The organism is Pseudomonas sp. MONT-RG-20F-20-E-7-02, assembly GCF_022662395.1.
Classification (GTDB): domain Bacteria; phylum Pseudomonadota; class Gammaproteobacteria; order Pseudomonadales; family Pseudomonadaceae; genus Aquipseudomonas.
This window is the reverse complement of sequence record NZ_JAKNQN010000004.1, coordinates 334859-357355: the sequence shown is the minus strand read 5'-3', so window position 1 is coordinate 357355 and position 22497 is coordinate 334859. Positions and strand designations below refer to the sequence as shown.

Below are 22497 nucleotides of genomic sequence, written 5' to 3'. Positions count from 1 at the left end.
CGGCCCCGCCCCACTGGGGCGGGGCTACATCCACCCGTATTCCGCCATCGACAGCGGGTCGCCATCGCCCACGATGATGTGATCCAGCACCCGCACATCCACTACTTCCAGCGCCTTTTGCAGCAATTTGGTCAATTTTCGATCAGCCGCACTCGGCTCGACGCTCCCGGAAGGATGGTTGTGACACAAAATCAAGGCGGCCGCGTTGTATGCCAGGGCGCGCTTGACCACTTGCCGGGGGTAGACGATGGCGGCGTCGATGGTGCCGTGGAACAACGCCTCAAAGCCCAGAACGCGATGCTTTGAGTCAAGAAACAGGCAACCGAAGATCTCGTGGGGCTCATGCCGCAACAACGCCTTGAGGTAATCGCGCACGGCCAACGGGCTCTCCAGCACCGAGTCAGCGCGCAGACGCTCGGCCAAATGGCGCCGGGACATTTCCAGCACCGCCTGCAACTGGGCAAACTTCGCCGGGCCCAACCCCAAATGCTGGCTGAACACCGTCTGGCTGGCCTCCAGCAACGGGCGAAGGCCACCGAATTGCGCCAACAAATACCGCGCCAGGTCGACCGCACTGCGGCCAGACACACCGGTGCGCAGGAAGATCGCCAACAGCTCGGCATCCGACAGGCTCGCCGCGCCCCATTCCAACAGCTTTTCCCGTGGACGCTCCGCCACAGGCCAATCGCGAATACTCATCCCATCTCCCTTCCATTGATATGGGCCAGGTGCGCCGCTGTTGCCCAGCGGACGCTGTGTTATCTTAAGCCCTCTTTTTTGCGTGCGATTTCTCCTGGGGAGGGGGCATCGCAGGCGTCACTGAACTGGCATCACTGAACTGGAAAGGCAAACCAATGCAGCGTCTGTATCGGAAACGCATCGTTCTCGGCGTCGGCGGCGGCATTGCCGCCTACAAGAGCGCAGAGTTGGTTCGCAGGCTTCTGGACCAAGGCGCCGAAGTGCGCGTGGTCATGACCCGCGGTGGCAGTGAGTTCATCACCCCACTGACCATGCAAGCCCTGTCCGGCCACCCGGTTCACCTCGACCTGCTGGACCCGGCAGCCGAGGCCGCCATGGGCCATATCGAGCTGGCCAAGTGGGCTGACCTGGTGCTGATCGCTCCGGCAACCGCCGACTTGATCGCCCGCCTGGCCCAAGGCATCGCCGATGACCTGCTGACCACTTTGGTACTGGCCACCGACGCTACCGTCGCCATTGCCCCGGCCATGAACCAGGCCATGTGGCGCGACCCGGCCACCCAAGCCAACACCCAGCTCCTGCAAAGCCGCGGCCTCAAGGTGTTCGGCCCGGCGTCCGGCAGCCAGGCCTGCGGCGACGTCGGCATGGGCCGCATGCTCGAAGCCACCGACCTGGCACTGTGCGCCGCCGAGTGCTTCCAGCACCTTGCCCTGACCGGCAAGCACGTGCTGATCACCGCTGGCCCGACCCAGGAAAACATCGACCCGGTACGCTACATCACCAACCATAGCTCAGGGAAAATGGGCTTTGCCTTGGCGGAAGCGGCGGTTGAGGCAGGCGCGCGCGTCACTTTGATCACCGGCCCGGTGCATTTGCCGACCCCTGATCGGGTCACGCGCATCGACGTAGTCAGCGCCCGGGACATGTTGGCGGCCTGTGACGCCGCGATTCCCTGCGACCTGTTTATCGCCTCGGCTGCGGTTGCGGACTACCGCCCTGAAGTCGTCGCCCCGCAAAAACTCAAGAAAGACCCTACAAGTGGCGACGGCCTGCTCCTGCAAATGGTGCGCAACCCGGACATTCTGGCATCCATCGCTACGCGCGCAGACCGCCCGTTCAGCGTCGGTTTTGCCGCCGAGACCGAACACCTGCTGGACTACGCCGCACGCAAATTGAAAGACAAAAACCTCGACCTGATCGTTGCCAATGATGTCGCCAACCCGAGCATCGGCTTCAACAGTGAGGAAAATGCCATCAGCGTGATCGACCGCGAGTTGCACGCCACCGTTTTCGCCCAGACCAGCAAAGGCAAGATTGCCCGCCAACTGATCTCATTTATCGCCCAACGGCTGAACCAGGTTTAATTTACATGCACGCTTTGCAAGCCAAGATCCTCGACCCACGCATAGGCAACGAATTCCCACTGCCGGCCTACGCCACCCCAGGCTCCGCCGGGCTGGACCTGCGCGCCATGCTCAAAGAGGACACTGTCCTTGAGCCGGGCCAGACCCTTCTGATTCCGACCGGCCTGTCGATCTATGTCGGCGACCCGGGCCTGGCCGCATTGATCCTGCCGCGCTCCGGCCTCGGCCATAAACACGGCATCGTGCTGGGCAACCTGGTCGGCCTGATCGACTCCGATTACCAGGGCGAGCTGATGGTGTCGTGCTGGAACCGTGGCCAAACCGCCTTCAACATTGCCGTCGGCGAGCGCATCGCCCAACTGGTACTGGTGCCGGTGGTGCAGGCGCACTTCGAACTGGTACAGGAATTCGACGAGACCCAACGCGGTGCTGGCGGTTTCGGGCATTCCGGCAGTCACTGACTAAGCTGAATCAGGCCGGGCACGCTTGCCCGGCCCCATGCCACCGCAGGGCTTTTCAGGACGGAGAATGCGCGGATTTATTCAGCGAGATTTCACCATTGAAATCAATGGATTACGCGACCACAAACATGGAGTACCGACTCCGGTGGCACTTTTGCACCACGAACTCTCTGCCGAAAAAGCCGTCATACCCTTCAGTTTGCGCCCGCCGGTCAGCCACATTCAGGCCAGCTTTGCCCCTTTCAGATGGAGTTTCCCCACGCGATGAGTACCGCAGCCCGAGTAGCCCCGACATTCCCCGACAGCATTTTTCGCGCCTACGACATTCGTGGCGTGGTGCCCAAAACCCTGACTGCCGAAACCGCCTACTGGATCGGCCGCGCCATCGGCTCCCAGAGCCTGGCCCAGGGCGAACCCAACGTCTCGGTCGGCCGTGATGGCCGCTTGTCCGGCCCCGAGCTGGTCGAGCAACTGATCCAGGGCCTGGCCGACAGCGGCTGCCACGTCAGTGATGTCGGCCTGGTGCCGACGCCTGCGCTGTACTACGCCGCCAACGTACTGGCCGGCAAGTCCGGGGTTATGCTCACCGGCAGCCACAACCCTTCGGACTACAACGGTTTCAAGATCGTTATCGCCGGCGACACCCTGGCCAACGAACAGATCCAGGCCCTGCACGACCGCCTGAAGAACAACGACCTGACCAGCGGCACCGGCAGCGTCACCAAGGTCGACATTCTTCAGCGCTACTCCGACCAGATCACCGGCGACGTCAAACTTGCCCGCCGCCTCAAAGTGGTTGTGGACTGTGGCAACGGCGCGGCCGGCGTGATCGCCCCGCAGCTGCTCGAAGCGCTGAACTGTGAAGTGATCCCGCTGTTCTGCGACGTCGATGGCAACTTCCCCAACCACCATCCGGACCCGGGCAAACCTGAAAACCTGGTAGACCTGATCGCCAAGGTCAAGGAAACCGGCGCCGACGTGGGCCTGGCCTTCGACGGTGACGGCGACCGCGTTGGTGTGGTGACAGACACCGGCGAGAACGTATTCGCCGACCGCCTGCTGATGCTGTTTGCCCGTGACGTGGTGGCGCGTAACGCCAACGCCGAAATCATCTTCGACGTGAAATGCACCCGCCGTCTGACGCCGCTGATCAAGGAATACGGCGGTCGCCCACTAATGTGGAAGACCGGTCACTCGTTGATCAAAAAGAAAATGAAAGAAACCGGCGCGCTGTTGGCCGGCGAAATGAGCGGCCATGTGTTCTTCAAAGAGCGCTGGTTCGGGTTTGACGACGGCATTTACAGTGCCGCTCGTCTGCTGGAGATCCTCAGCAAGGAAAAATCGACGGCGCAGGAGCTGTTTCAGACCTTCCCGAATGATATTTCTACGCCAGAGATCAATATCCATGTGACCGAGGAGAGCAAATTCAGCATCATTGACGCACTGCACGATGCGCAATGGGGCGAAGGCGCCAACCTGACCACCATTGATGGTGTGCGAGTCGATTACGCCAAAGGCTGGGGCCTGGTTCGCGCGTCCAATACCACACCGGTGCTGGTCCTGCGTTTCGAGGCGGATACCGAGGCTGAGTTGCAGCGCATCAAGGACGTGTTCCACGCCCAGTTGAAACGTGTTGCCCCTGATCTCCAATTACCGTTCTGATTTTTTACCGGAGCCCTGAATGACCCTCGAACGCGAAGCCGCTGCCAATACTGCCAAGGTCCTGTCCGAAGCGTTGCCTTACATTCGACGCTACGTCGGCAAGACGCTGGTGATCAAGTACGGCGGCAATGCCATGGAAAGCGACGAGCTGAAAACCGGCTTTGCCCGCGACATCGTGTTGATGAAAGCCGTCGGGATCAACCCGGTGGTGGTGCACGGTGGCGGCCCGCAAATCGGCGACCTGCTCAAGCGTTTGTCGATCGAGAGTCACTTCATCGATGGCATGCGCGTCACTGACGCGCAGACCATGGACGTGGTGGAGATGGTCCTCGGCGGCCAGGTCAACAAAGACATCGTCAACCTGATCAACCGTCATGGCGGCAGCGCCATCGGCCTGACCGGCAAGGACGCGGAGCTGATCCGCGCGAAAAAACTGACCGTTACCCGTCAGACGCCGGAGATGACCCAGCCGGAAATCATCGACATCGGCCAGGTAGGCGAAGTGATCGGCATCAACACCGACCTGCTGAACCTGCTGGTCAAGGGTGATTTCATTCCGGTGATCGCGCCAATTGGTGTGGGTGCCAATGGTGAGTCCTACAACATCAACGCTGACTTGGTAGCCGGCAAGGTGGCCGAGGCACTGAAAGCTGAAAAGCTGATGCTGCTGACCAACATCGCCGGCTTGATGGACAAGGAAGGCAAGGTGTTGACCGGCCTGACTACCCAGCAAGTGGACGAGCTGATCGCTGACGGCACCATCTACGGCGGCATGCTGCCGAAGATCCGTTGCGCACTGGAAGCGGTGCAAGGCGGCGTGGGGAGTTCGCTGATCCTCGATGGCCGTGTGCCGAATGCGATCTTGCTGGAAATCTTCACCGATACCGGTGTGGGCACGCTGATCAGTAACCGCAAGCGTCCTTAATCGCTGTCAATAAAAAGGCCCCGCTCAATCCAATTGAGCGGGGCCTTTTTATTTGAACTCGATCCAAATGTGGGAGCTGGCTTGCCTGCGATGCTGACACCTCGGTAAATCAGTTGCACCGAGGTGATGCTATCGCAGGCAAGCCAGCTCCCACATTGGTCCACGTCCCAGATGAATTTGCGTGTCAGACGCCGAACTGCTCGCGGTACGCACGCACCGCCGGTAAATGCTGCTTGAGCTGCGGGTCATCTTCCAGGAACTGCAACACCTGGTTCAACGACACGATGCTCACCACCGGAATGCCGAAATCACGCTCCACTTCCTGGATCGCCGACAACTCACCGTTGCCGCGCTCCTGGCGGTTCAGGGCGATCAGCACGCCGGCGGCCTTGGCGCCGTCCTGGGAAGCGATGATCTGCATCACTTCGCGGATAGCGGTGCCGGCGGTGATCACGTCGTCGATGATCAGCACGTCGCCTTTGAGCGGAGCACCCACCAGGCTGCCGCCTTCGCCATGGGCCTTGGCCTCTTTGCGGTTGAAGCACCATGGCAAGTCCAGCTCATGATGTTCAGCCAGGGCCACGGCGGTAGCGGCCGCCAAAGGAATGCCCTTATAGGCTGGGCCGAACAGCACGTCGAAGGAAATGCCGCTTTCAACGATGGCTGCCGCGTAGAAACGGCCCAGCTGAGCCAGGGCCGAACCCGAGTTGAACAAGCCAGCATTGAAGAAGTACGGGCTGGTGCGCCCTGACTTCAAGGTGAACTCACCGAAGCGTAAAACGCCGCGATCGATGGCAAAACGAATGAAATCGCGTTGATACGCCTGCATGAAAAAAGCCTCAGATACCACGGATTTAGCTAATTAGGTAGACGGCGTGTATCATACACGCACGCGATTTTTGGGGCCATTTATGCGGATCATCAGTGTGAACGTCAATGGTATTCAGGCTGCAGTCGAGCGTGGTTTGCTCAGTTGGCTGCAAGCACAGAATGCCGACGTCATCTGCCTGCAGGACACCCGCGCCTCCGCCTTTGAACTGGACGACCCAGCCTTCCAACTGGATGGCTACTTCCTTTATGCCTGTGATGCCGAAGTCCCTGCCCAAGGTGGCGTGGCTCTGTACTCACGGTTGCAACCCAAGGCGGTCATCAGCGGCCTCGGCTTCGAGACAGCCGACCGCTACGGGCGCTACCTGCAAGCCGATTTCGACAAGGTCAGCATCGCGACCTTGCTGCTCCCTTCGGGGCAGAACGGCGATGAAGACTTGAACCAGAAGTTCAAGCTAATGGACGACTTCGCCCGTTATCTGGATAAACAGCGGCGTAAACGTCGCGAGTACATTTACTGTGGCTCGCTGTACGTGGCGCAACAGAAGCTGGATATCAAGAACTGGCGCGACAGCCAGCAATCCCCGGGCTTCCTGGCGCCGGAACGGGCCTGGATGGACGAGATTGTCGGCAACATGGGCTATGTTGATGCCCTGCGCGAAGTCAGCCGTGAAGGCGACCAGTACAGCTGGTGGCCGGATAACGAACAGGCTGAGATGCTCAACCTGGGCTGGCGTTTCGACTACCAGTTGCTGACGCCGGGCCTGCGCCGCTTTGTTCGCAGTGCACGCCTGCCACGTCAGCCGCGCTTCTCGCAGCATGCGCCGCTGATCGTGGACTACGACTGGACACTGACCATCTAAGGTCTTTTTCCAGGCACAAAAAAACCGACATCGCTGTCGGTTTTTTTGTGGGCGCTCATTATTTGACCAGCCGCCAGGTAAAGGGATAGCGATAAGCGATGCCCTTGTTGGCCTTGATCGAACCGATGATGGTCAGCACCACCGTCGCGATTACCAAAGCAGTCATCAGGAAAAGACCAATAATCGCGAAGGCCAGCACGAAGCACACCATCCAGGCAATGGCCACGGTGATCTGGAAGTTCAAGGCTTCCTTGCCCTGATCATCAATGAACGGGTCCACTTCCCGCTTCATCTGCCACAGGATCAGCGGCCCGATGACACTGCCGAAGGGGAACACAAACCCCAGAAACGCCGCGAGATGGCACAACATTGCGCCTTGACGCACTTCGTAGGAAGGCGTCGGCACGGGTTGTTGGCTGTCATTCATGGCGTTTCTCCTTGAGGCGGGTTCAGTCAGCCAATGCGGCCTTCTGCAGTTCAAAGATTTCGGTCATGCCTTTCTGAGCCAGGGCCAGCATGGCGTTCAGGTCGGCTGGCTGGAATGGCGCGCCTTCAGCGGTGCCCTGCACTTCGATGAAACCGCCGGTGTTGGTCATTACCACGTTCAGGTCGGTCTCGGCAGCCGAGTCTTCCAGGTAGTCCAGGTCCAATACAGGCTCGCCCTGGTACATGCCGACCGACACGGCAGCAATCATCTGCTTGAGTGGGTCGCCGGCTTTCAGGCCGCCGCGTTTCTTGATCACTTTCAGCGCGTCAACCAGGGCCACCATGGCACCGGTGATGGAAGCGGTGCGGGTGCCGCCGTCAGCCTGGATCACGTCGCAGTCGACATACAGGGTCACGTCGCCCAGCTTGGACATGTCCAGCGCTGCGCGTAGCGAGCGACCGATCAGGCGCTGGATTTCCAGGGTGCGGCCGCCTTGTTTGCCACGGCTGGCTTCACGCTGGTTACGCTCGCCGGTGGCGCGCGGCAGCATGCCGTATTCGGCGGTCAACCAACCCTGGCCCTGGCCCTTGAGGAAACGCGGCACGCCGTTTTCGACGCTGACGGTGCAGATCACCTTGGTATCGCCAAACTCGACCAGTACAGATCCCTCGGCGTGTTTGGTGTAGTTGCGGGTGATGCGGATCGAGCGGAGCTGATCGGCAGCGCGACCACTTGGACGTTTCATAGGGGATACCTGTACGGAGGACGAAAAACTGCCGAGCATTATAGAGCCGTGAACCGATTCGGGGCACTTCTAAAAAATTCGGTTACGAATGACTGGCCTGGCGCCCATTGTTTGGGCGCGCTCGCCTCACTGCGCTACAATCCTGCGCCTTCGCAGCCTGTCGGCTTCAATTTACCCATCAGCCCGTATTTGCGGGACTGCATCGCGAGGTACCTCCATGGTGCACAGCATGACCGCCTTCGCCCGCGTCGAAAAAGCCGGCGCCCAAGGCACCCTGAGCTGGGAACTGCGCTCGGTCAACAGCCGCTACCTGGAGCCGCACCTGCGCTTGCCGGAATCCTTCCGCGACCTCGAAGGCGCCGTGCGTGAAGCACTGCGCCAGGGCATCTCCCGCGGCAAGCTGGAATGCACCCTGCGTTTTACCGAGGAAACCACCGGCAAACCGCTGCAGGTCGACCGCGACCGCGCCGCGCAACTGGTCGCCGCCGCCGAAACCATCGCCGGCCTGATCAAACAACCTGCCGCGCTGAACCCGTTGGAAGTGCTGGCCTGGCCCGGCGTGCTGGTGGCCGACGCCACCGACCCGCAAGCGCTGAATGCCGAAGCCCTGGCCCTGTTCACCCAGGGTTTGAAGGAGCTAAAGGCCGGCCGCGAACGCGAAGGTGCCGAACTGGCGCGCCTGATCAATGAACGCCTGACGTCGATCGAAGCCGACGTGGTCACCCTGCGCGAGCTCGTGCCGCAGATGCTCGCTACCCAACGTCAAAAGGTCCTCGATCGCTTCACCGACATGAAGGCCGACCTCGACCCGACGCGCCTGGAGCAGGAAATGGTCCTGCTGGCGCAGAAGAGCGACGTGGCCGAAGAGCTCGACCGCCTGAGCACCCACATCCTCGAAGTGCGCCGCGTGCTCAAGTCCGCTGGTGCCGCTGGTCGGCGCCTGGACTTCCTGATGCAGGAACTCAACCGCGAAGCCAATACACTCGGCTCCAAGGCGTTTGACCCGCGCAGCACCACGGCTGCGGTCAACCTCAAAGTGTTGATCGAGCAGATGCGCGAACAAGTACAGAATATTGAGTAAGGCAACTTTCATGACCCACAGCACCGGCACCCTTTACATCATTTCCGCCCCCTCGGGCGCGGGCAAGAGCAGCCTGGTCAAGGCATTGACCGACGCTGACGAGCAGATCCGCATCTCGGTCTCGCACACCACCCGCGCCATGCGCCCAGGTGAAGTGAACGGCGTGCACTATCACTTCGTCGAGCGCACCGAGTTCGTGAAGATGATCGAACACGGCGACTTCCTGGAGCGTGCCGAAGTGTTCGGCAACCTTTACGGCACCTCGCAAAGCCACCTGCAGCAGACCCTGGACGAAGGCCACGACCTGATCCTGGAAATCGACTGGCAGGGCGCCGAGCAAGTGCGTCAACTGATGCCCAAGGCGCGCTCGATCTTCATCCTGCCGCCTTCGCTGGAAGCCTTGCACCAGCGCCTGACCAATCGCGGTCAGGACAGCGACGAAATCATCGAAGGCCGCATGCGCGAAGCTGTCAGCGAGATGAGCCACTACGTCGACTACGACTACCTGATCATCAACGACGATTTCGCCCACGCCCTGGACGATTTGAAGGCGATTTTCCGCACCAATCAGCTCCAGCAAAAGCGCCAACAGCAGCGTTTTGGCAAATTACTCGCCGAACTGCTTGGCTGATTGGCCCTTCCCAAAACCGCTGCAAGGGCTTTACATTGGCACTTGTAGCAGTTTTGCGAGGGCGCGGGAAAAATCAGCGCTTCCCTAAACGCTGGTGATTTTTTAAACTGTTCAGTCCGCTCGCCCAACCGGGCAGCGCGCATCTTGCATTCGCTCCGAGGAATACCATGGCCCGCGTAACCGTTGAAGACTGCCTAGAACACGTGGATAACCGCTTTGAGCTGGTCATGCTCTCTACCAAGCGTGCCCGTCAACTGGCCACTGGCGGCAAAGAGCCCCTGGTCCAGTGGGAAAACGACAAGCCTACCGTTGTGGCCCTGCGTGAAATCGCTGAAGGCCTGATGAGCTACGAGTTCATCGCCAACGCCGAAATCGTTGAAGACGAACCGCTGTTTGCAGCGTTCGAGGACGAGTCCAACGAGGCCGTCTAAGCCTATGCCTGGTCGACGTAGCACGGCGCGGGGTCACAGCCAACGGCAGGAGTTAACACTTTGCCGAGCATAGACGCCCTCGCCGATCGCTTATCGACCTACCTCGGCCCAGACCAGGTCAACCTGGTCCGCCGAGCGTATTTCTACGCCGAACAAGCCCACGACGGCCAACGCCGCCGCAGTGGTGAGGCGTATGTCACGCATCCTCTTGCCGTGGCAAATATTCTTGCCGACATGCACATGGACCATCAGAGCTTGATGGCCGCGATGCTGCATGACGTGATCGAAGACACCGGCATTGCCAAGGAAGCGCTGAGTGCGCAATTTGGCGAAACCGTGGCCGAACTGGTCGACGGGGTCAGCAAACTGACCCAGATGAACTTCGAGACCAAGGCTGAAGCCCAGGCGGAAAACTTCCAGAAGATGGCCATGGCCATGGCCCGAGACATTCGGGTGATCCTGGTCAAACTGGCCGACCGGCTGCACAACATGCGCACGCTGGAAGTGCTGTCCGGCGAAAAACGTCGGCGCATCGCCAAGGAAACCCTGGAAATCTACGCGCCCATCGCCAACCGGCTGGGCATGCATGCCATTCGTATCGAATTCGAAGACCTCGGCTTCAAGGCCATGCACCCGATGCGTTCGGCGCGCATCTACCAGGCGGTCAAGCGTGCGCGGGGCAACCGCAAGGAAATCGTCAACAAGATCGAAGAGTCGCTGAGCCATTGCCTGGCGATCGACGAGATTGAAGGCGAAGTCAGTGGCCGGCAAAAACACATCTATGGCATCTACAAGAAGATGCGCGGCAAGCGTCGCGCCTTCAACGAGATCATGGACGTGTACGCGTTCCGCATCATCGTCGACAAGGTCGACACCTGCTACCGCGTGCTGGGCGCTGTACATAATTTGTACAAACCCCTGCCCGGCCGCTTCAAGGACTACATCGCGATTCCCAAGGCCAACGGCTATCAGTCGCTGCATACCACGCTATTCGGTATGCACGGGGTGCCGATCGAGATCCAGATTCGTACTCGCGAAATGGAAGAGATGGCCAACAACGGCATCGCCGCCCATTGGCTGTACAAATCCAGCGGCGACGAGCAGCCGAAGGGCACGCATGCCCGCGCCCGTCAGTGGGTCAAAGGCGTGCTGGAAATGCAGCAACGTGCCGGCAACTCCCTGGAATTTATCGAAAGCGTGAAGATCGACCTGTTCCCGGACGAGGTCTATGTGTTCACGCCCAAAGGCCGGATCATGGAGTTGCCCAAGGGCTCCACGGCGGTCGACTTTGCCTACGCGGTACACACCGACGTCGGCAACAGCTGCATTGCCTGCCGGATCAACCGGCGTCTCGCGCCGCTGTCCGAACCGCTGCAAAGCGGCTCCACGGTCGAGATCGTCAGCGCACCCGGCGCACGCCCCAACCCGGCCTGGCTCAACTTTGTGGTCACCGGCAAGGCGCGCACACACATCCGCCATGCGCTCAAATTGCAACGTCGCTCCGAATCCATCAGCCTCGGCGAACGCCTGCTGAACAAGGTGCTCAACGGTTTCGACAGCGCCCTGGAGAAAATCCCGGCCGAGCGCGTGCAAGCGATGCTCCACGAGTATCGCCAGGAAACCATCGAAGACCTGCTGGAAGATATCGGCCTGGGCAACCGCATGGCCTACGTGGTCGCCCGTCGCCTGCTCGGCGAAGGCGAACAGTTGCCAAGCCCCGAAGGCCCGCTGGCAATTCGCGGTACCGAGGGCCTGGTGCTCAGCTACGCCAAGTGCTGCACGCCGATCCCGGGCGACCCGATTGTTGGGCACCTGTCTGCCGGCAAGGGCATGGTTGTGCACTTGGACAACTGCCGCAATATCACTGAAATCCGTCACAACCCCGAGAAATGCATCCAGCTCTCCTGGGCCAAGGATGTGACCGGCGAATTCAACGTCGAGCTGCGCGTCGAGCTGGAACACCAGCGCGGCCTGATCGCCCTGCTGGCCAGCAGCGTCAACGCGGCCGACGGCAATATCGAGAAGATCAGCATGGATGAGCGCGATGGCCGCATCAGCGTGGTCCAGCTGGTCGTCAGCGTGCACGACCGCGTGCACCTGGCTCGCGTGATCAAGAAACTGCGCGCCCTGACCGGGGTGATTCGCATCACCCGCATGCGTGCATAGCCGATCTCTTACAAGGAGTCACTAATGACCAAGACTGTTATCACCAGCGACAAGGCCCCTGCCGCCATCGGTACTTACTCCCAGGCGATCAAGGCGGGCAATACCGTCTACATGTCCGGCCAGATCCCGCTCGACCCAAAGACCATGGAACTGGTTGAAGGCTTTGAAGCACAAACCGTCCAGGTCTTCGAAAACCTCAAGTCGGTTGCCGAAGCGGCCGGCGGTTCGTTCAAGGACATCGTCAAGCTGAACATCTTCCTTACCGATCTGAGCCACTTCGCCAAGGTCAACGAGATCATGGGCAAGTACTTCGAACAGCCGTACCCAGCCCGCGCCGCCATCGGCGTGGCCGCCCTGCCAAAGGGCGCACAGGTTGAGATGGACGCGATTCTGGTCATCGAGTAAAACACCCGGCGCAGCCTTCACAGGCTGCGTCGACTTCGTTTCAGAAGGATTTCGTAATGCGCAAAGCGCTTATAGCCTCTACGTTGCTTGCCCTGTTGCTCGGCGGCTGTGCCAGCAACCCCGCCGACCTGGACGTGAGCGGCACCTGGATCAACCAGGCCGCCATCAATGCGGCAGCCAAGGGCGGCCCTTTGCGTGAGGCCCTGCAAACCTATGGCCCGAACCTCGAATGGGAGGTCAACACCAAGGCTTCGCAGGCGCGCTACTACAATGGTTTTGAAGTCGCCGAAGGCAAACTGCTGAGTGAAAAGCCCGGCGCCTGGAGCGTCGATTTTTACGGCAGCTCCGCCACCGAACTCAAGCGTAAAGGCAAACAACTGCTGCAAGTGGCCAACGACAACGAGCCTGAGCAACTCTTCGCCCGCGCCAAAGACCCAGCCCCTGAAGGCGCGCCACTGGGCGCCAACTTCGAGCGCGCACTGTACGCAGCCTACATGGGTGGCGACTGGAAAATCACCGACGGCAATGGTGATGGCGCCACGGTACAGTTCCAGGCTGACGGCAAGGTCGCCGGTTTGCCAGGCGTCGATCGGTACTCGCTGTGCCTGGCGGGTGACTGCGCCTCCATGAGCGGCGGCTACGACAGCATCTGGCTGCAACTGAACGGCCAGGGCAACCCCTGGATCTTTGTGCGCAAGGGCAAGCAGCTGGAAATTTTCCAGGCAGTGAACACGGCGCAAACGGATGAAGTGCCTTCGTTTACGCCTGGCCCACGCCAGTGGCTGCTGGAAAAGCAATAAACAGCCTCACGCAAAACTGAATGTGGGAGCTGGCTTGCCTGCGATAGCGGTGTATCAGTCACATCATTGTTGGATGTGGCACCGTCATCGCAGGCAAGCCAGCTCCCACATTTTTTTGGCCGCGTTTCAGCCCTTCAAGATCGCTGCATACCCTTCGCGATAGGTCGGATACGTCGGCACCCAGCCCAGCGCCTTGGCTCGGGCATTGCTGCATTGCTTGCTGCCCGCCCGGCGCACACTGGCGTCGTCGGCCCACTCGGTCACGCCCAGATAGTCGCGCAACCAAGCCACCACTTCTGCCAATGGCGCGGGCGCATCGTCCACGCCGATGTAGATCTTGTCCAGCGAACCGCCCTGCTCCACGTGCCGCAACAAAAACGCCAATAGGCCTGCCGCGTCATCCGCATGAATCCGGTTGCCATATAAAGGTGGATCCACCGCTACGCGATAGCCTTGGCGCACTTGGGTCAACAGCCATTCGCGGCCGGGGCCGTAGATTCCGGTCAACCGCACGATACTCGCCGGGATGCCGCTGTTAAGCGCCACTTGCTCGGCTTCCAGCATGACTTGGCCGGAATAGCCCTTCGCCTGCGTGTCGGACGTTTCGTCGACCCACTCACCGTTTTGCTGGCCATACACGCTGCTGCTGGACACAAACAGTAAATGCTTGGGCGCCTGACCGTAGTCGCCCAGCCACTCCAACACATGCTGCAACCCTTGCACGTACGCCGCGCGATAGCCGGCCTCATCGTGGTCGGTGGCAGCGGCGCAATACACCAGGTAATCCACCCCGCCGATCGGCCAGGTGTCCGGGCAATCCTTTTTGAACAGGTCACCGGCGATGCCGATGACACCCTCGGGAAGCCGCGAAACGTCGCGGCGCAGGCCATGAACCTCCCAGCCCGAGGCCAGCAATTGGCTAGCCAGCCGACTACCCACATCGCCGCAACCGGCAATCACAACAGAAGGCGCAGACATCATAAAACTCCATTCTTAAAGGCGCAGATTAGCCGCCGAAGAGGACCAGCGACCAGCAAAAGGACAAATTAAGTAACTGTATTACTTTTGTTAACAAGAATTACTTGCAATAATAACCGCCCACTTGTCCTCGACCCATCAGGGTCTGGCAGGACAATCACTCATTTTTTTCTCTCAGGTCCGGCCAGCATGACACGTAATACAAACCCCGCTTCGCCAACCAAGCCTCACAGCCCATCCCGCGCCTGGCGTGCGATTGCTGCGTTGCTGTTCAGCGTAATGCTGGCACCGACCGCTGCGTTCGCTGACGCTACTGCCCCAGCCGCTCCGGCTGCCGCCGAGCACAATGCAGCAACTCCCGCTGCGCCTGCTGCCGCGCCCGTCGCTACCGACCCGGCCCAAGCTGCAACGCCAGCACCTGCCGACGACTCCGGCGTGGTGTTGGAAGAAGACAACAGCCTGGGCATGGCCCATGACCTGTCGCCATGGGGCATGTACCAGAATGCTGACGTGGTGGTGAAAGCCGTGATGATCGGCCTGGCCATCGCCTCGATCATCACCTGGACTATCTGGATCGCCAAGGGCTTCGAACTGCTGGGCGCCAAGCGTCGCCTGCGCACTGAAATCGTCCACCTGAAAAAAGCCACCACCCTCAAGGAAGCCAGCGACACTGCGACCAAGAAGGGCACCCTGGCCAACCTGCTGGTACACGACGCGCTGGAAGAAATGCGCCTGTCGGTCAACACCCGCGAGAAAGAAGGCATCAAGGAACGTGTCAGCTTCCGCCTGGAGCGCCTGGTTGCGGCCTGCGGCCGTAACATGAGCAGCGGCACCGGCGTACTCGCCACTATCGGTTCCACCGCGCCGTTCGTCGGTCTGTTCGGCACCGTGTGGGGCATCATGAACAGCTTCATCGGCATCGCCAAAACCCAGACCACCAACCTCGCCGTCGTTGCCCCAGGCATCGCCGAAGCCCTGCTGGCAACCGCCCTGGGCCTGGTTGCCGCCATTCCTGCGGTGGTGATCTACAACGTCTTCGCCCGTTCGATTGCCGGCTACAAGGCTCAGGTATCGGACGCGTCGGCAGAAGTCCTGCTGCTGGTCAGCCGCGACCTCGATCACCTGCCTACCGAGCGCAGCTCGCAACCGCACATGGTGAAAGTGGGGTAATCGGCCATGGGCCTGCATTTGAATCAAGGCGACGACGACCTCGTCGAGAACCACGAAATCAACGTCACGCCGTTTATCGACGTGATGCTGGTGCTGCTGATCATCTTCATGGTGGCGGCACCGCTGGCGACCGTGGACATCAAGGTCGACCTGCCCGCGTCCAGCGCCAAGCCTGCGCCGCGGCCAGAAAAACCGATCTTCCTCAGCGTCAAGGCGGACCAACGCCTGTTCCTGGGCGAAGAAGAAGTCAAAGCTGAAACCCTGGGGCCGGTGCTCGATGCCAAGACCCAAGGCAAGAAAGACACGACGATCTTCTTCCAGGCCGATAAAGGCGTGGACTACGGCGACCTGATGAGCGTGATGGATGCCTTGCGGGCAGCCGGCTACCTCAAGGTCGGCCTGGTCGGACTTGAGACGGCAGCCAAGAAATGATCACGACGCGCCACAAACTGACGCGTTATGGCACCAGCCTCGCCGTCGTGCTGGGCGTGCATGCCGTCGCGATCATCATCGCGCTTCAATGGTCCGCGCCGCACCAGGTGACGTTGCCACCGGCCGCCATGGTCATCGACCTGGCGCCGCTGCCGGCACCGCCGCCTCCGGCGCCGCCAAAGGTGGTCACGCCGCCGCAGCCGCCTGCCCCGGTGGAAGAGCTGCCCCTGCCGAAACTGGCCGAGGCACCCAAGCCAACGATCCAGGTGCCCAAGCCGGTCAAGCCCAAGCCCAAACCTCAGCCGCCAAAGCCTGTGGAGAAGAAGCCCGAGCCGCCCAAGGAAAAACCTTCCGAGGACCCGCCGAGCGAAACCCCGCAGACCAACGCACCAGCAGAAAAATCCGCCCAACCGGTGCCCGGCCCATCGCCAGCACAGGTCGCGGCCAAAGCATCCTGGGAAGGCACGCTGCTGGCGCACTTGCAGAAGTACAAAAAGTACCCGCCAGGCGCCCAACAGCGTGGCAAGGAAGGCTTGAACCGCCTGCGCTTTGTGGTCGATGCCGAAGGCAACGTGCTGTCCTACGAGCTGGTGGGCCGCTCCGGCAACGCCGACCTGGACCGTGCAACCCTGGACATGATTCGTCGTGCCCAGCCACTGCCCAAGCCACCGGCCGACATGTTGAAAGGCGGCAGCGTCGAAATCGTCGCGCCATTCGTTTACAACATCGAGAAGCGCCGCCGCTAAGCGGCAAACGGGAGCCGGCTCGTGTAGCAGCTGGCTTGCCTGCGATAGCATCACCACGGTCTGATGGATAGACCGAGGTGTCCGTATCGCGGGCAAACCCGCTCCCACATTTGATTTAATTGCCTCTAAAAACCCATCTTTCAGCTAAATCCTCCGCACTCCCCGCTCAATCCCCACCAAAGTTCTGATAACGTGCGTCTATCGATTGCAGCCGGTATGCTTGGCTCGCAACCTCATGGACGCCCGCTATGACTCTTACAGAATTACGCTACATCGTGACCCTCGCCCAAGAGCAGCACTTCGGCCACGCGGCCGAGCGTTGCCACGTCAGCCAGCCGACGCTGTCGGTGGGTGTGAAAAAGCTTGAAGACGAACTCGGTGTGCTGATTTTCGAGCGCAGCAAGAGCGCCGTGCGCCTCACGCCAGTGGGCGAAGGCATTGTCGCCCAGGCCCAAAAGGTGCTGGAACAAGCCCAAAGCATTCGCGAGCTGGCCCAGGCCGGCAAGAACCAGCTGACCGCACCGCTCAAAGTCGGCGCCATCTACACCGTTGGCCCGTACCTGTTCCCGCACTTGATTCCGCAACTGCACCGCGTCGCGCCGCAGATGCCGCTGTATATCGAAGAAAACTTCACCCACGTGCTGCGCGACAAACTGCGCAACGGTGAGCTGGACGCGATCATCATTGCCCTGCCGTTCAACGAGGCGGACGTGCTGACCCTGCCGCTCTACGACGAGCCGTTCTACGTATTGATGCCGGCCTCCCACCCGTGGACGCAGAAAGACACCATCGACGCCGGCCTGCTCAACGACAAGAGCCTGCTGCTGCTCGGCGAAGGCCACTGCTTCCGCGATCAGGTACTCGAAGCCTGCCCGACGCTGACCAAGGGCAACGACGGCGCCAAGCACACCACCGTGGAATCCAGCTCCCTGGAAACCATTCGCCATATGGTGGCTTCCGGCCTGGGTATTTCGATCCTGCCGCTGTCGGCCGTGGACAGCCATCACTACGCCCCCGGCGTGATCGAAGTGCGCCCACTCACGCCACCGGTGCCGTTCCGCACCGTGGCCATCGCCTGGCGCGCCAGCTTCCCACGCCCGAAAGCCATTGAAATCCTGGCCGACTCGATCCGCCTGTGTTCGGTGGCCAAGCCGCCTGCTGCGAGCTAAGTAAACGTATGACCGAGTTGTCGCAGGTGTCGGTAACCGCACTCAAGGGTGTCGGTGAGGCCATGGCCGAGAAATTGGCCAAGGTCGGCCTGGAGAACCTCCAGGACGTGCTGTTTCACCTGCCCCTGCGTTATCAGGACCGCACCCGCGTAGTGCCCATCGGCCATTTGCGCCCTGGGCAAGACGCGGTGGTCGAAGGCACCGTCAGTGGCGCTGACGTAGTGATGGGCAAGCGCCGCAGCCTGGTCGTGCGCCTGCAGGACGGCACCGGCGGCCTGAGCCTGCGCTTCTATCATTTCAGCAACGCACAAAAGGAAGGCCTCAAGCGCGGCACTCGCGTGCGTTGCTACGGTGAGGCCCGGCCTGGCGCGTCGGGCCTGGAGATTTACCACCCGGAATACCGCGCCATTACCGGCGACGAGCCGCCGCCGGTGGACACGACCCTCACGCCGATCTACCCACTGACCGAAGGCCTGACCCAACAACGCCTGCGCCAATTGTGCATGCAGACCCTGACGATGCTCGGCCCGAAAAGCCTGCCCGACTGGCTGCCGGTGGAGCTGGCCCGCGACTACCAACTGGCGCCGCTGGACGATGCAATCCGCTACTTGCATCACCCGCCCGCCGACGCCGATGTCGACGAACTCGCGCTGGGTCATCACTGGGCGCAGCATCGCCTGGCCTTCGAAGAACTGCTGACGCATCAACTGTCCCAACAGCGCCTGCGCGAAAGCATGCGCTCCCTGCGCGCGCCGGCAATGCCCAAGGCCACGCGCCTGCCTGCGCAATACCTGGCCAACCTCGGCTTCGCGCCGACCGGCGCCCAGCAGCGGGTTGGCAATGAAATCGCCTATGACCTGAGCCAGCACGAACCGATGCTGCGCCTGATCCAGGGCGACGTGGGCGCGGGCAAGACTGTGGTCGCCGCCCTCGCCGCCTTGCAAGCGCTGGAAGCCGGCTACCAAGTGGCGCTGATGGCGCCCACCGAAATTCTTGCCGAACAGCACTTCATCACCTTCAAGCGCTGGCTCGAACCCTTGGGCCTGGAAGTGGCGTGGCTGGCCGGCAAGCTCAAGGGCAAGGTCCGCGCGGCAGCGCTGGAACAAATCGCCGGTGGCGCACCGATGGTGGTCGGCACCCACGCACTGTTCCAGGACGAAGTGCAGTTCAAAAACCTCGCACTCGTGATCATCGACGAACAGCACCGTTTCGGCGTGCAGCAACGTTTGGCCCTGCGCCAGAAAGGCGTGGGCGGCCGGATGAATCCGCACCAGTTGATCATGACCGCCACGCCGATCCCGCGCACCCTGGCGATGAGCGCCTATGCCGACCTCGATACCTCGATCCTCGATGAACTGCCGCCCGGCCGTACCCCGGTCAACACCGTGCTGGTCACCGACACCCGCCGCGTGGAAGTGATCGAGCGCGTGCGTGGCGCCTGCGCAGAAGGCCGCCAGGCGTACTGGGTGTGCACGCTGATTGAAGAGTCCGAAGAGCTGACCTGCCAGGCCGCCGAAACCACCTTTGAAGACCTCACCAGTGCGCTGGGTGAGCTCAAGGTAGGGCTGATCCACGGCCGCATGAAGCCGGCAGAAAAAGCCGCCGTCATGGCCGAGTTCAAGGCCGGCAACCTGCAGCTGCTGGTGGCCACCACGGTGATCGAGGTCGGCGTGGACGTGCCGAATGCCAGCCTGATGATTATCGAAAACCCCGAGCGCCTGGGCCTCGCCCAGCTGCACCAATTGCGCGGCCGCGTCGGCCGGGGCAGTGCCGCCAGCCACTGCGTGCTGCTCTATCATCCGCCGCTGTCACAGATTGGCCGTCAGCGCCTGGGCATCATGCGTGAAACCAACGACGGCTTTGTCATCGCCGAAAAAGACCTGGAGCTGCGCGGCCCCGGCGAAATGCTCGGCACTCGCCAGACCGGGCTGCTGCAGTTCAAGGTTGCCGACCTGATGCGCGACGCCGACCTGTTGCCCGCCGTGCGTGACGCGGCGCAAGCACTGCTCGAGCGCTGGCCGGAACATGTCAGCCCGTTACTGGATCGCTGGCTACGGCATGGGCAGCAATACGGCCAAGTGTGACGCCTGACTCACTTAGTCGACCAACAGTTGTATCAAGCTGGTTATACTTCGTTGACTGTACGCAATTGGATCAGGCCATGTCAGAAGTAGCCCTCGCCACAGCCCCACTGACCGCCCCGCCGGTCATTCGGGCTCTGCTCGCAAAGCTCGCCATCCCCTACACGGAAGTCGCCGAACAGGCTGGCCTGAATCCCGCGCAAAAGGTCCAGGCGGTGCTGCTGGAAGATGCCGTTGGCGCACTCATGGTGCTGTTCCCGCAGAGCCAGTTGCTCGACCTCAACCGCCTCGCCGAACTGACGGGCCGCCGCCTCACAGCGGTGTCGCCGGACCGCGTCGAGCGCATGCTGGCCAAGCATGACCTGAGCCTGCTGCCGGGCCTCCCCGCGCTGACCAGCTCGCCGTGCCTGTACGAAGGCAGCCTGCTCAGCGAGCCGAGCCTGCTGGTGCATTCGGGTGAAGCCGGGCTGCTGCTCGAAATCGCCAGCGACGACTTCAAGACCATGCTCACCAAGGCCAGCGCCGGTCACTTCGGCGAGCCCTTGAGCAACATCCGTCCCAACCTCGACCGCCCGAATGATGACCGCGAGGAAATCACCCAGGCGATGCAGGCCTTCACCGCCCGCCGCATCCAGCAACGCCTGGAAGCAACCATCGAGATTCCACCGCTGGCGGACACCGCGCAGAAGATCATCAAGCTGCGCGTCGACCCCAACGCCACCATCGATGACATCACCGGCGTGGTGGAAACCGACCCGGCTCTGGCCGCCCAGGTGGTGAGTTGGGCCGCGTCGCCGTACTACGCCTCGCCCGGCAAAATTCGTTCAGTGGAAGACGCCATCGTGCGTGTGCTGGGCTTTGACCTGGTGATCAATTTGGCGCTGGGCCTGGCCCTGGGTAAAACCCTGAGCCTGCCCAAAGACCACCCGCACCAGTCCACGCCGTACTGGCACCAGTCGATCTACACCGCCGCCGTGATCGAAGGCCTGACCCGCGCCATGCCGCGCGCCCAGCGCCCGGAAGCCGGCCTGACTTACCTGGCCGGCCTGCTGCACAACTTCGGTTACCTGCTGCTGGCCCACGTGTTCCCGCCGCACTTCTCGCTGATCTGCCGCCACCTGGAGGTCAACCCGCACCTGTGCCACAGCTATGTCGAGCAACACTTGCTGGGCATCAGTCGCGAACAGATCGGCGCCTGGCTGATGCGCTACTGGGACATGCCGGACGAACTGTCCACCGCCCTGCGCTTCCAGCACGATCCGACCTACGACGGGCAATATGCCGAGTACCCGAACCTGGTGTGCCTGGCCGTGCGCCTGCTGCGCAGCCGTGGCATCGGCTCCGGGCCGGATGAAGCGATCCCGGACGCACTGCTTGAGCGTTTGGGCTTGAGCCGTGACAAGGCTGACGAAGTGGTCGGCAAGGTGCTGGATGCCGAGGTGCTGTTGCGTGAGCTGGCCTCGCAGTTCAGCCAGGGCTAACTGTTTCGCCTGATAAACCGTTATCGCAGGCAAGCCAGCTCCCACATTCGACCGAGTTCCACCTTTGGAATGCGGCTGAATGTGGGAGCTGGCTTGCCTGCGATGAATTCAACTCGGTACACCTGAAGAAACCCCTCAAACCTTCTTTTTTTCCGACTTCAGATATGTGGTCAGCACCGGACTGCCTTGGATCTGCATCAACTTTTCCCGAATCGCCGAAAAAACAAAGCACCCGATTGAACACTTCATCTGCCGCTAGGTGGAAGTGTATTTAGTCGAAATCTGAATACCGGCCATATCGAATAAATATAAAAACCTGCCAACTTTCACAGGTACTTATTTCAAGAGCACTTGGTAATATCAACACCTTCTTATAATAATTGGAGCACTTAAAATGAGTGACAACGACATAGATAAATTATCAATAACAAATATTACGATCTCTCGCGAGCCTAGGGAGCTACCAAAAAAACTGGAAGATCTGGATAATAAAAAATACCTAATTGTCTACGATACGCAGGGCCAATCACATGAGGGAACCAAGTTTAGATTAATATACAACCATCCCAATTGGGTTTTAACAATAAAACTGCTATCTACCGAACCCGAAAAATTCGAGTCATTCACCGATAGTGAAGTTTCCGCAATTACCAGATGCACCTGAGCCCGGTACATCCATACAGTATCATTAGGCGCCCGCACTCACGGCTGGGCGCCTAACTTGCTGCGGAGACTTTCGGAAAGGCCGACCTTGAGAATAAAATTTTATCTTCGCAGGCCAGCCCGGGACAATCCGACACATTTGCTCTTGATAGAGAACATCACTCGGCTCGCCTTCCGAGGCGAACACTGCCCCTGGCACCAGATCACCCGCTAGTTCTTAATCGGCTACAAGAGGGTGAAAGCAACTACGACACACATACGGCAACAAACTCGTGAAACCCTCATATCT

The 22497-nt window shown here is 60.8% G+C and carries 21 protein-coding genes and 1 pseudogene; 17 read left to right on the top strand and 5 right to left on the bottom strand.

What is annotated here, in order from left to right; genetic code table 11:
* Positions 1–24: 24 nt before the first annotated feature.
* Complete coding sequence (gene radC, locus L8I05_RS14545) at positions 25–699, bottom strand: DNA repair protein RadC (RefSeq protein ID WP_159961002.1); 675 nt, start codon at positions 697–699, stop codon at positions 25–27.
* Between the two features lie 155 nt (positions 700–854).
* Here radC and coaBC point away from each other — a divergent pair, with 155 nt between their 5' ends.
* The 4 genes and pseudogenes from coaBC to argB all read left to right on the top strand — a co-directional run bounded on the left by coaBC (position 855) and on the right by argB (position 5111).
* Positions 855–2063, top strand: coding sequence for a bifunctional phosphopantothenoylcysteine decarboxylase/phosphopantothenate--cysteine ligase CoaBC (gene coaBC / locus L8I05_RS14540; protein WP_242169729.1), 1209 nt, complete (start codon positions 855–857; stop codon positions 2061–2063).
* Positions 2064–2068: 5 nt separating this feature from the next.
* Positions 2069–2524, top strand: a complete 456-nt coding sequence (gene dut / locus L8I05_RS14535) for a dUTP diphosphatase (protein ID WP_110620471.1) — start codon at positions 2069–2071, stop codon at positions 2522–2524.
* 264 nt (positions 2525–2788) lie between these two features.
* A pseudogene (locus L8I05_RS14530) lies at positions 2789–4186 on the top strand (phosphomannomutase/phosphoglucomutase); the annotation flags it as partial.
* A 19-nt stretch (positions 4187–4205) separates the two neighbouring features.
* Positions 4206–5111, top strand: a complete 906-nt coding sequence (gene argB / locus L8I05_RS14525; RefSeq protein ID WP_015886532.1) for an acetylglutamate kinase — start codon at positions 4206–4208, stop codon at positions 5109–5111.
* A gap of 184 nt (positions 5112–5295) precedes the next feature.
* Here argB and pyrE read toward each other — a convergent pair whose 3' ends face one another.
* Positions 5296–5940, bottom strand: coding sequence for an orotate phosphoribosyltransferase (gene pyrE, locus L8I05_RS14520; RefSeq protein ID WP_177016689.1), 645 nt, complete (start codon positions 5938–5940; stop codon positions 5296–5298).
* 82 nt (positions 5941–6022) lie between these two features.
* On the opposite strand from pyrE, the gene L8I05_RS14515 reads away from it, so the two are divergent.
* The gene (locus L8I05_RS14515) at positions 6023–6802 is read left to right on the top strand and encodes an exodeoxyribonuclease III (RefSeq protein WP_003176915.1); all 780 of its coding nucleotides are present in this window, start codon (positions 6023–6025) and stop codon (positions 6800–6802) included.
* Positions 6803–6860: 58 nt separating this feature from the next.
* Here L8I05_RS14515 and L8I05_RS14510 read toward each other — a convergent pair whose 3' ends face one another.
* The gene (locus L8I05_RS14510) at positions 6861–7229 is read right to left on the bottom strand and encodes a DUF4870 domain-containing protein (protein ID WP_197626366.1); all 369 of its coding nucleotides are present in this window, start codon (positions 7227–7229) and stop codon (positions 6861–6863) included.
* A 22-nt stretch (positions 7230–7251) separates the two neighbouring features.
* On the bottom strand, positions 7252–7974 hold the full coding sequence (gene rph / locus L8I05_RS14505) for a ribonuclease PH (RefSeq protein WP_177016691.1): 723 nt from the start codon (positions 7972–7974) through the stop codon (positions 7252–7254).
* A 217-nt stretch (positions 7975–8191) separates the two neighbouring features.
* Here rph and L8I05_RS14500 point away from each other — a divergent pair, with 217 nt between their 5' ends.
* The 6 genes from L8I05_RS14500 (at position 8192) to L8I05_RS14475 (ending at position 13488) form a co-directional block, all read left to right on the top strand.
* The gene (locus L8I05_RS14500; RefSeq protein ID WP_159961014.1) at positions 8192–9055 is read left to right on the top strand and encodes a YicC/YloC family endoribonuclease; all 864 of its coding nucleotides are present in this window, start codon (positions 8192–8194) and stop codon (positions 9053–9055) included.
* Positions 9056–9065: 10 nt separating this feature from the next.
* On the top strand, positions 9066–9686 hold the full coding sequence (gene gmk, locus L8I05_RS14495) for a guanylate kinase (RefSeq protein WP_010168203.1): 621 nt from the start codon (positions 9066–9068) through the stop codon (positions 9684–9686).
* 167 nt (positions 9687–9853) lie between these two features.
* Positions 9854–10117, top strand: a complete 264-nt coding sequence (gene rpoZ, locus L8I05_RS14490; protein WP_003176920.1) for a DNA-directed RNA polymerase subunit omega — start codon at positions 9854–9856, stop codon at positions 10115–10117.
* A gap of 60 nt (positions 10118–10177) precedes the next feature.
* Positions 10178–12283 (top strand): bifunctional GTP diphosphokinase/guanosine-3',5'-bis pyrophosphate 3'-pyrophosphohydrolase, encoded by a 2106-nt coding sequence (gene spoT / locus L8I05_RS14485; RefSeq protein WP_083356111.1) that lies wholly within the window; start codon positions 10178–10180, stop codon positions 12281–12283.
* A 24-nt stretch (positions 12284–12307) separates the two neighbouring features.
* Positions 12308–12688, top strand: coding sequence for a RidA family protein (locus tag L8I05_RS14480; RefSeq protein ID WP_003176922.1), 381 nt, complete (start codon positions 12308–12310; stop codon positions 12686–12688).
* Between the two features lie 56 nt (positions 12689–12744).
* Complete coding sequence (locus L8I05_RS14475) at positions 12745–13488, top strand: hypothetical protein (RefSeq protein ID WP_242169726.1); 744 nt, start codon at positions 12745–12747, stop codon at positions 13486–13488.
* Between the two features lie 126 nt (positions 13489–13614).
* On the opposite strand, the gene L8I05_RS14470 is transcribed toward L8I05_RS14475, so the two are convergent.
* Positions 13615–14466: an SDR family oxidoreductase gene (locus L8I05_RS14470; RefSeq protein WP_242169724.1), complete on the bottom strand. Its 852-nt coding sequence runs from the start codon at positions 14464–14466 to the stop codon at positions 13615–13617.
* A 189-nt stretch (positions 14467–14655) separates the two neighbouring features.
* Here L8I05_RS14470 and exbB point away from each other — a divergent pair, with 189 nt between their 5' ends.
* From exbB to L8I05_RS14440, 6 genes are all read left to right on the top strand, one after another.
* The gene (gene exbB, locus L8I05_RS14465) at positions 14656–15636 is read left to right on the top strand and encodes a tonB-system energizer ExbB (protein WP_177016695.1); all 981 of its coding nucleotides are present in this window, start codon (positions 14656–14658) and stop codon (positions 15634–15636) included.
* 6 nt (positions 15637–15642) lie between these two features.
* Positions 15643–16068, top strand: a complete 426-nt coding sequence (gene exbD, locus L8I05_RS14460) for a TonB system transport protein ExbD (protein ID WP_083356107.1) — start codon at positions 15643–15645, stop codon at positions 16066–16068.
* The gene (locus tag L8I05_RS14455; RefSeq protein WP_159961024.1) at positions 16065–16814 is read left to right on the top strand and encodes an energy transducer TonB; all 750 of its coding nucleotides are present in this window, start codon (positions 16065–16067) and stop codon (positions 16812–16814) included. The genes exbD and L8I05_RS14455 overlap by 4 nt, the downstream gene beginning before the upstream one ends.
* A 248-nt stretch (positions 16815–17062) precedes the next feature.
* On the top strand, positions 17063–17983 hold the full coding sequence (locus tag L8I05_RS14450; RefSeq protein ID WP_015886540.1) for a hydrogen peroxide-inducible genes activator: 921 nt from the start codon (positions 17063–17065) through the stop codon (positions 17981–17983).
* An 8-nt stretch (positions 17984–17991) separates the two neighbouring features.
* Positions 17992–20067, top strand: a complete 2076-nt coding sequence (gene recG, locus L8I05_RS14445) for an ATP-dependent DNA helicase RecG (RefSeq protein ID WP_159961026.1) — start codon at positions 17992–17994, stop codon at positions 20065–20067.
* Positions 20068–20144: 77 nt separating this feature from the next.
* Positions 20145–21545 carry an aminoacyl-tRNA deacylase and HDOD domain-containing protein gene (locus tag L8I05_RS14440; protein WP_177016697.1) on the top strand — a complete coding sequence of 467 codons (1401 nt, stop codon included), beginning with the start codon at positions 20145–20147 and terminating at the stop codon, positions 21543–21545.
* Positions 21546–22497: the final 952 nt, after the last annotated feature.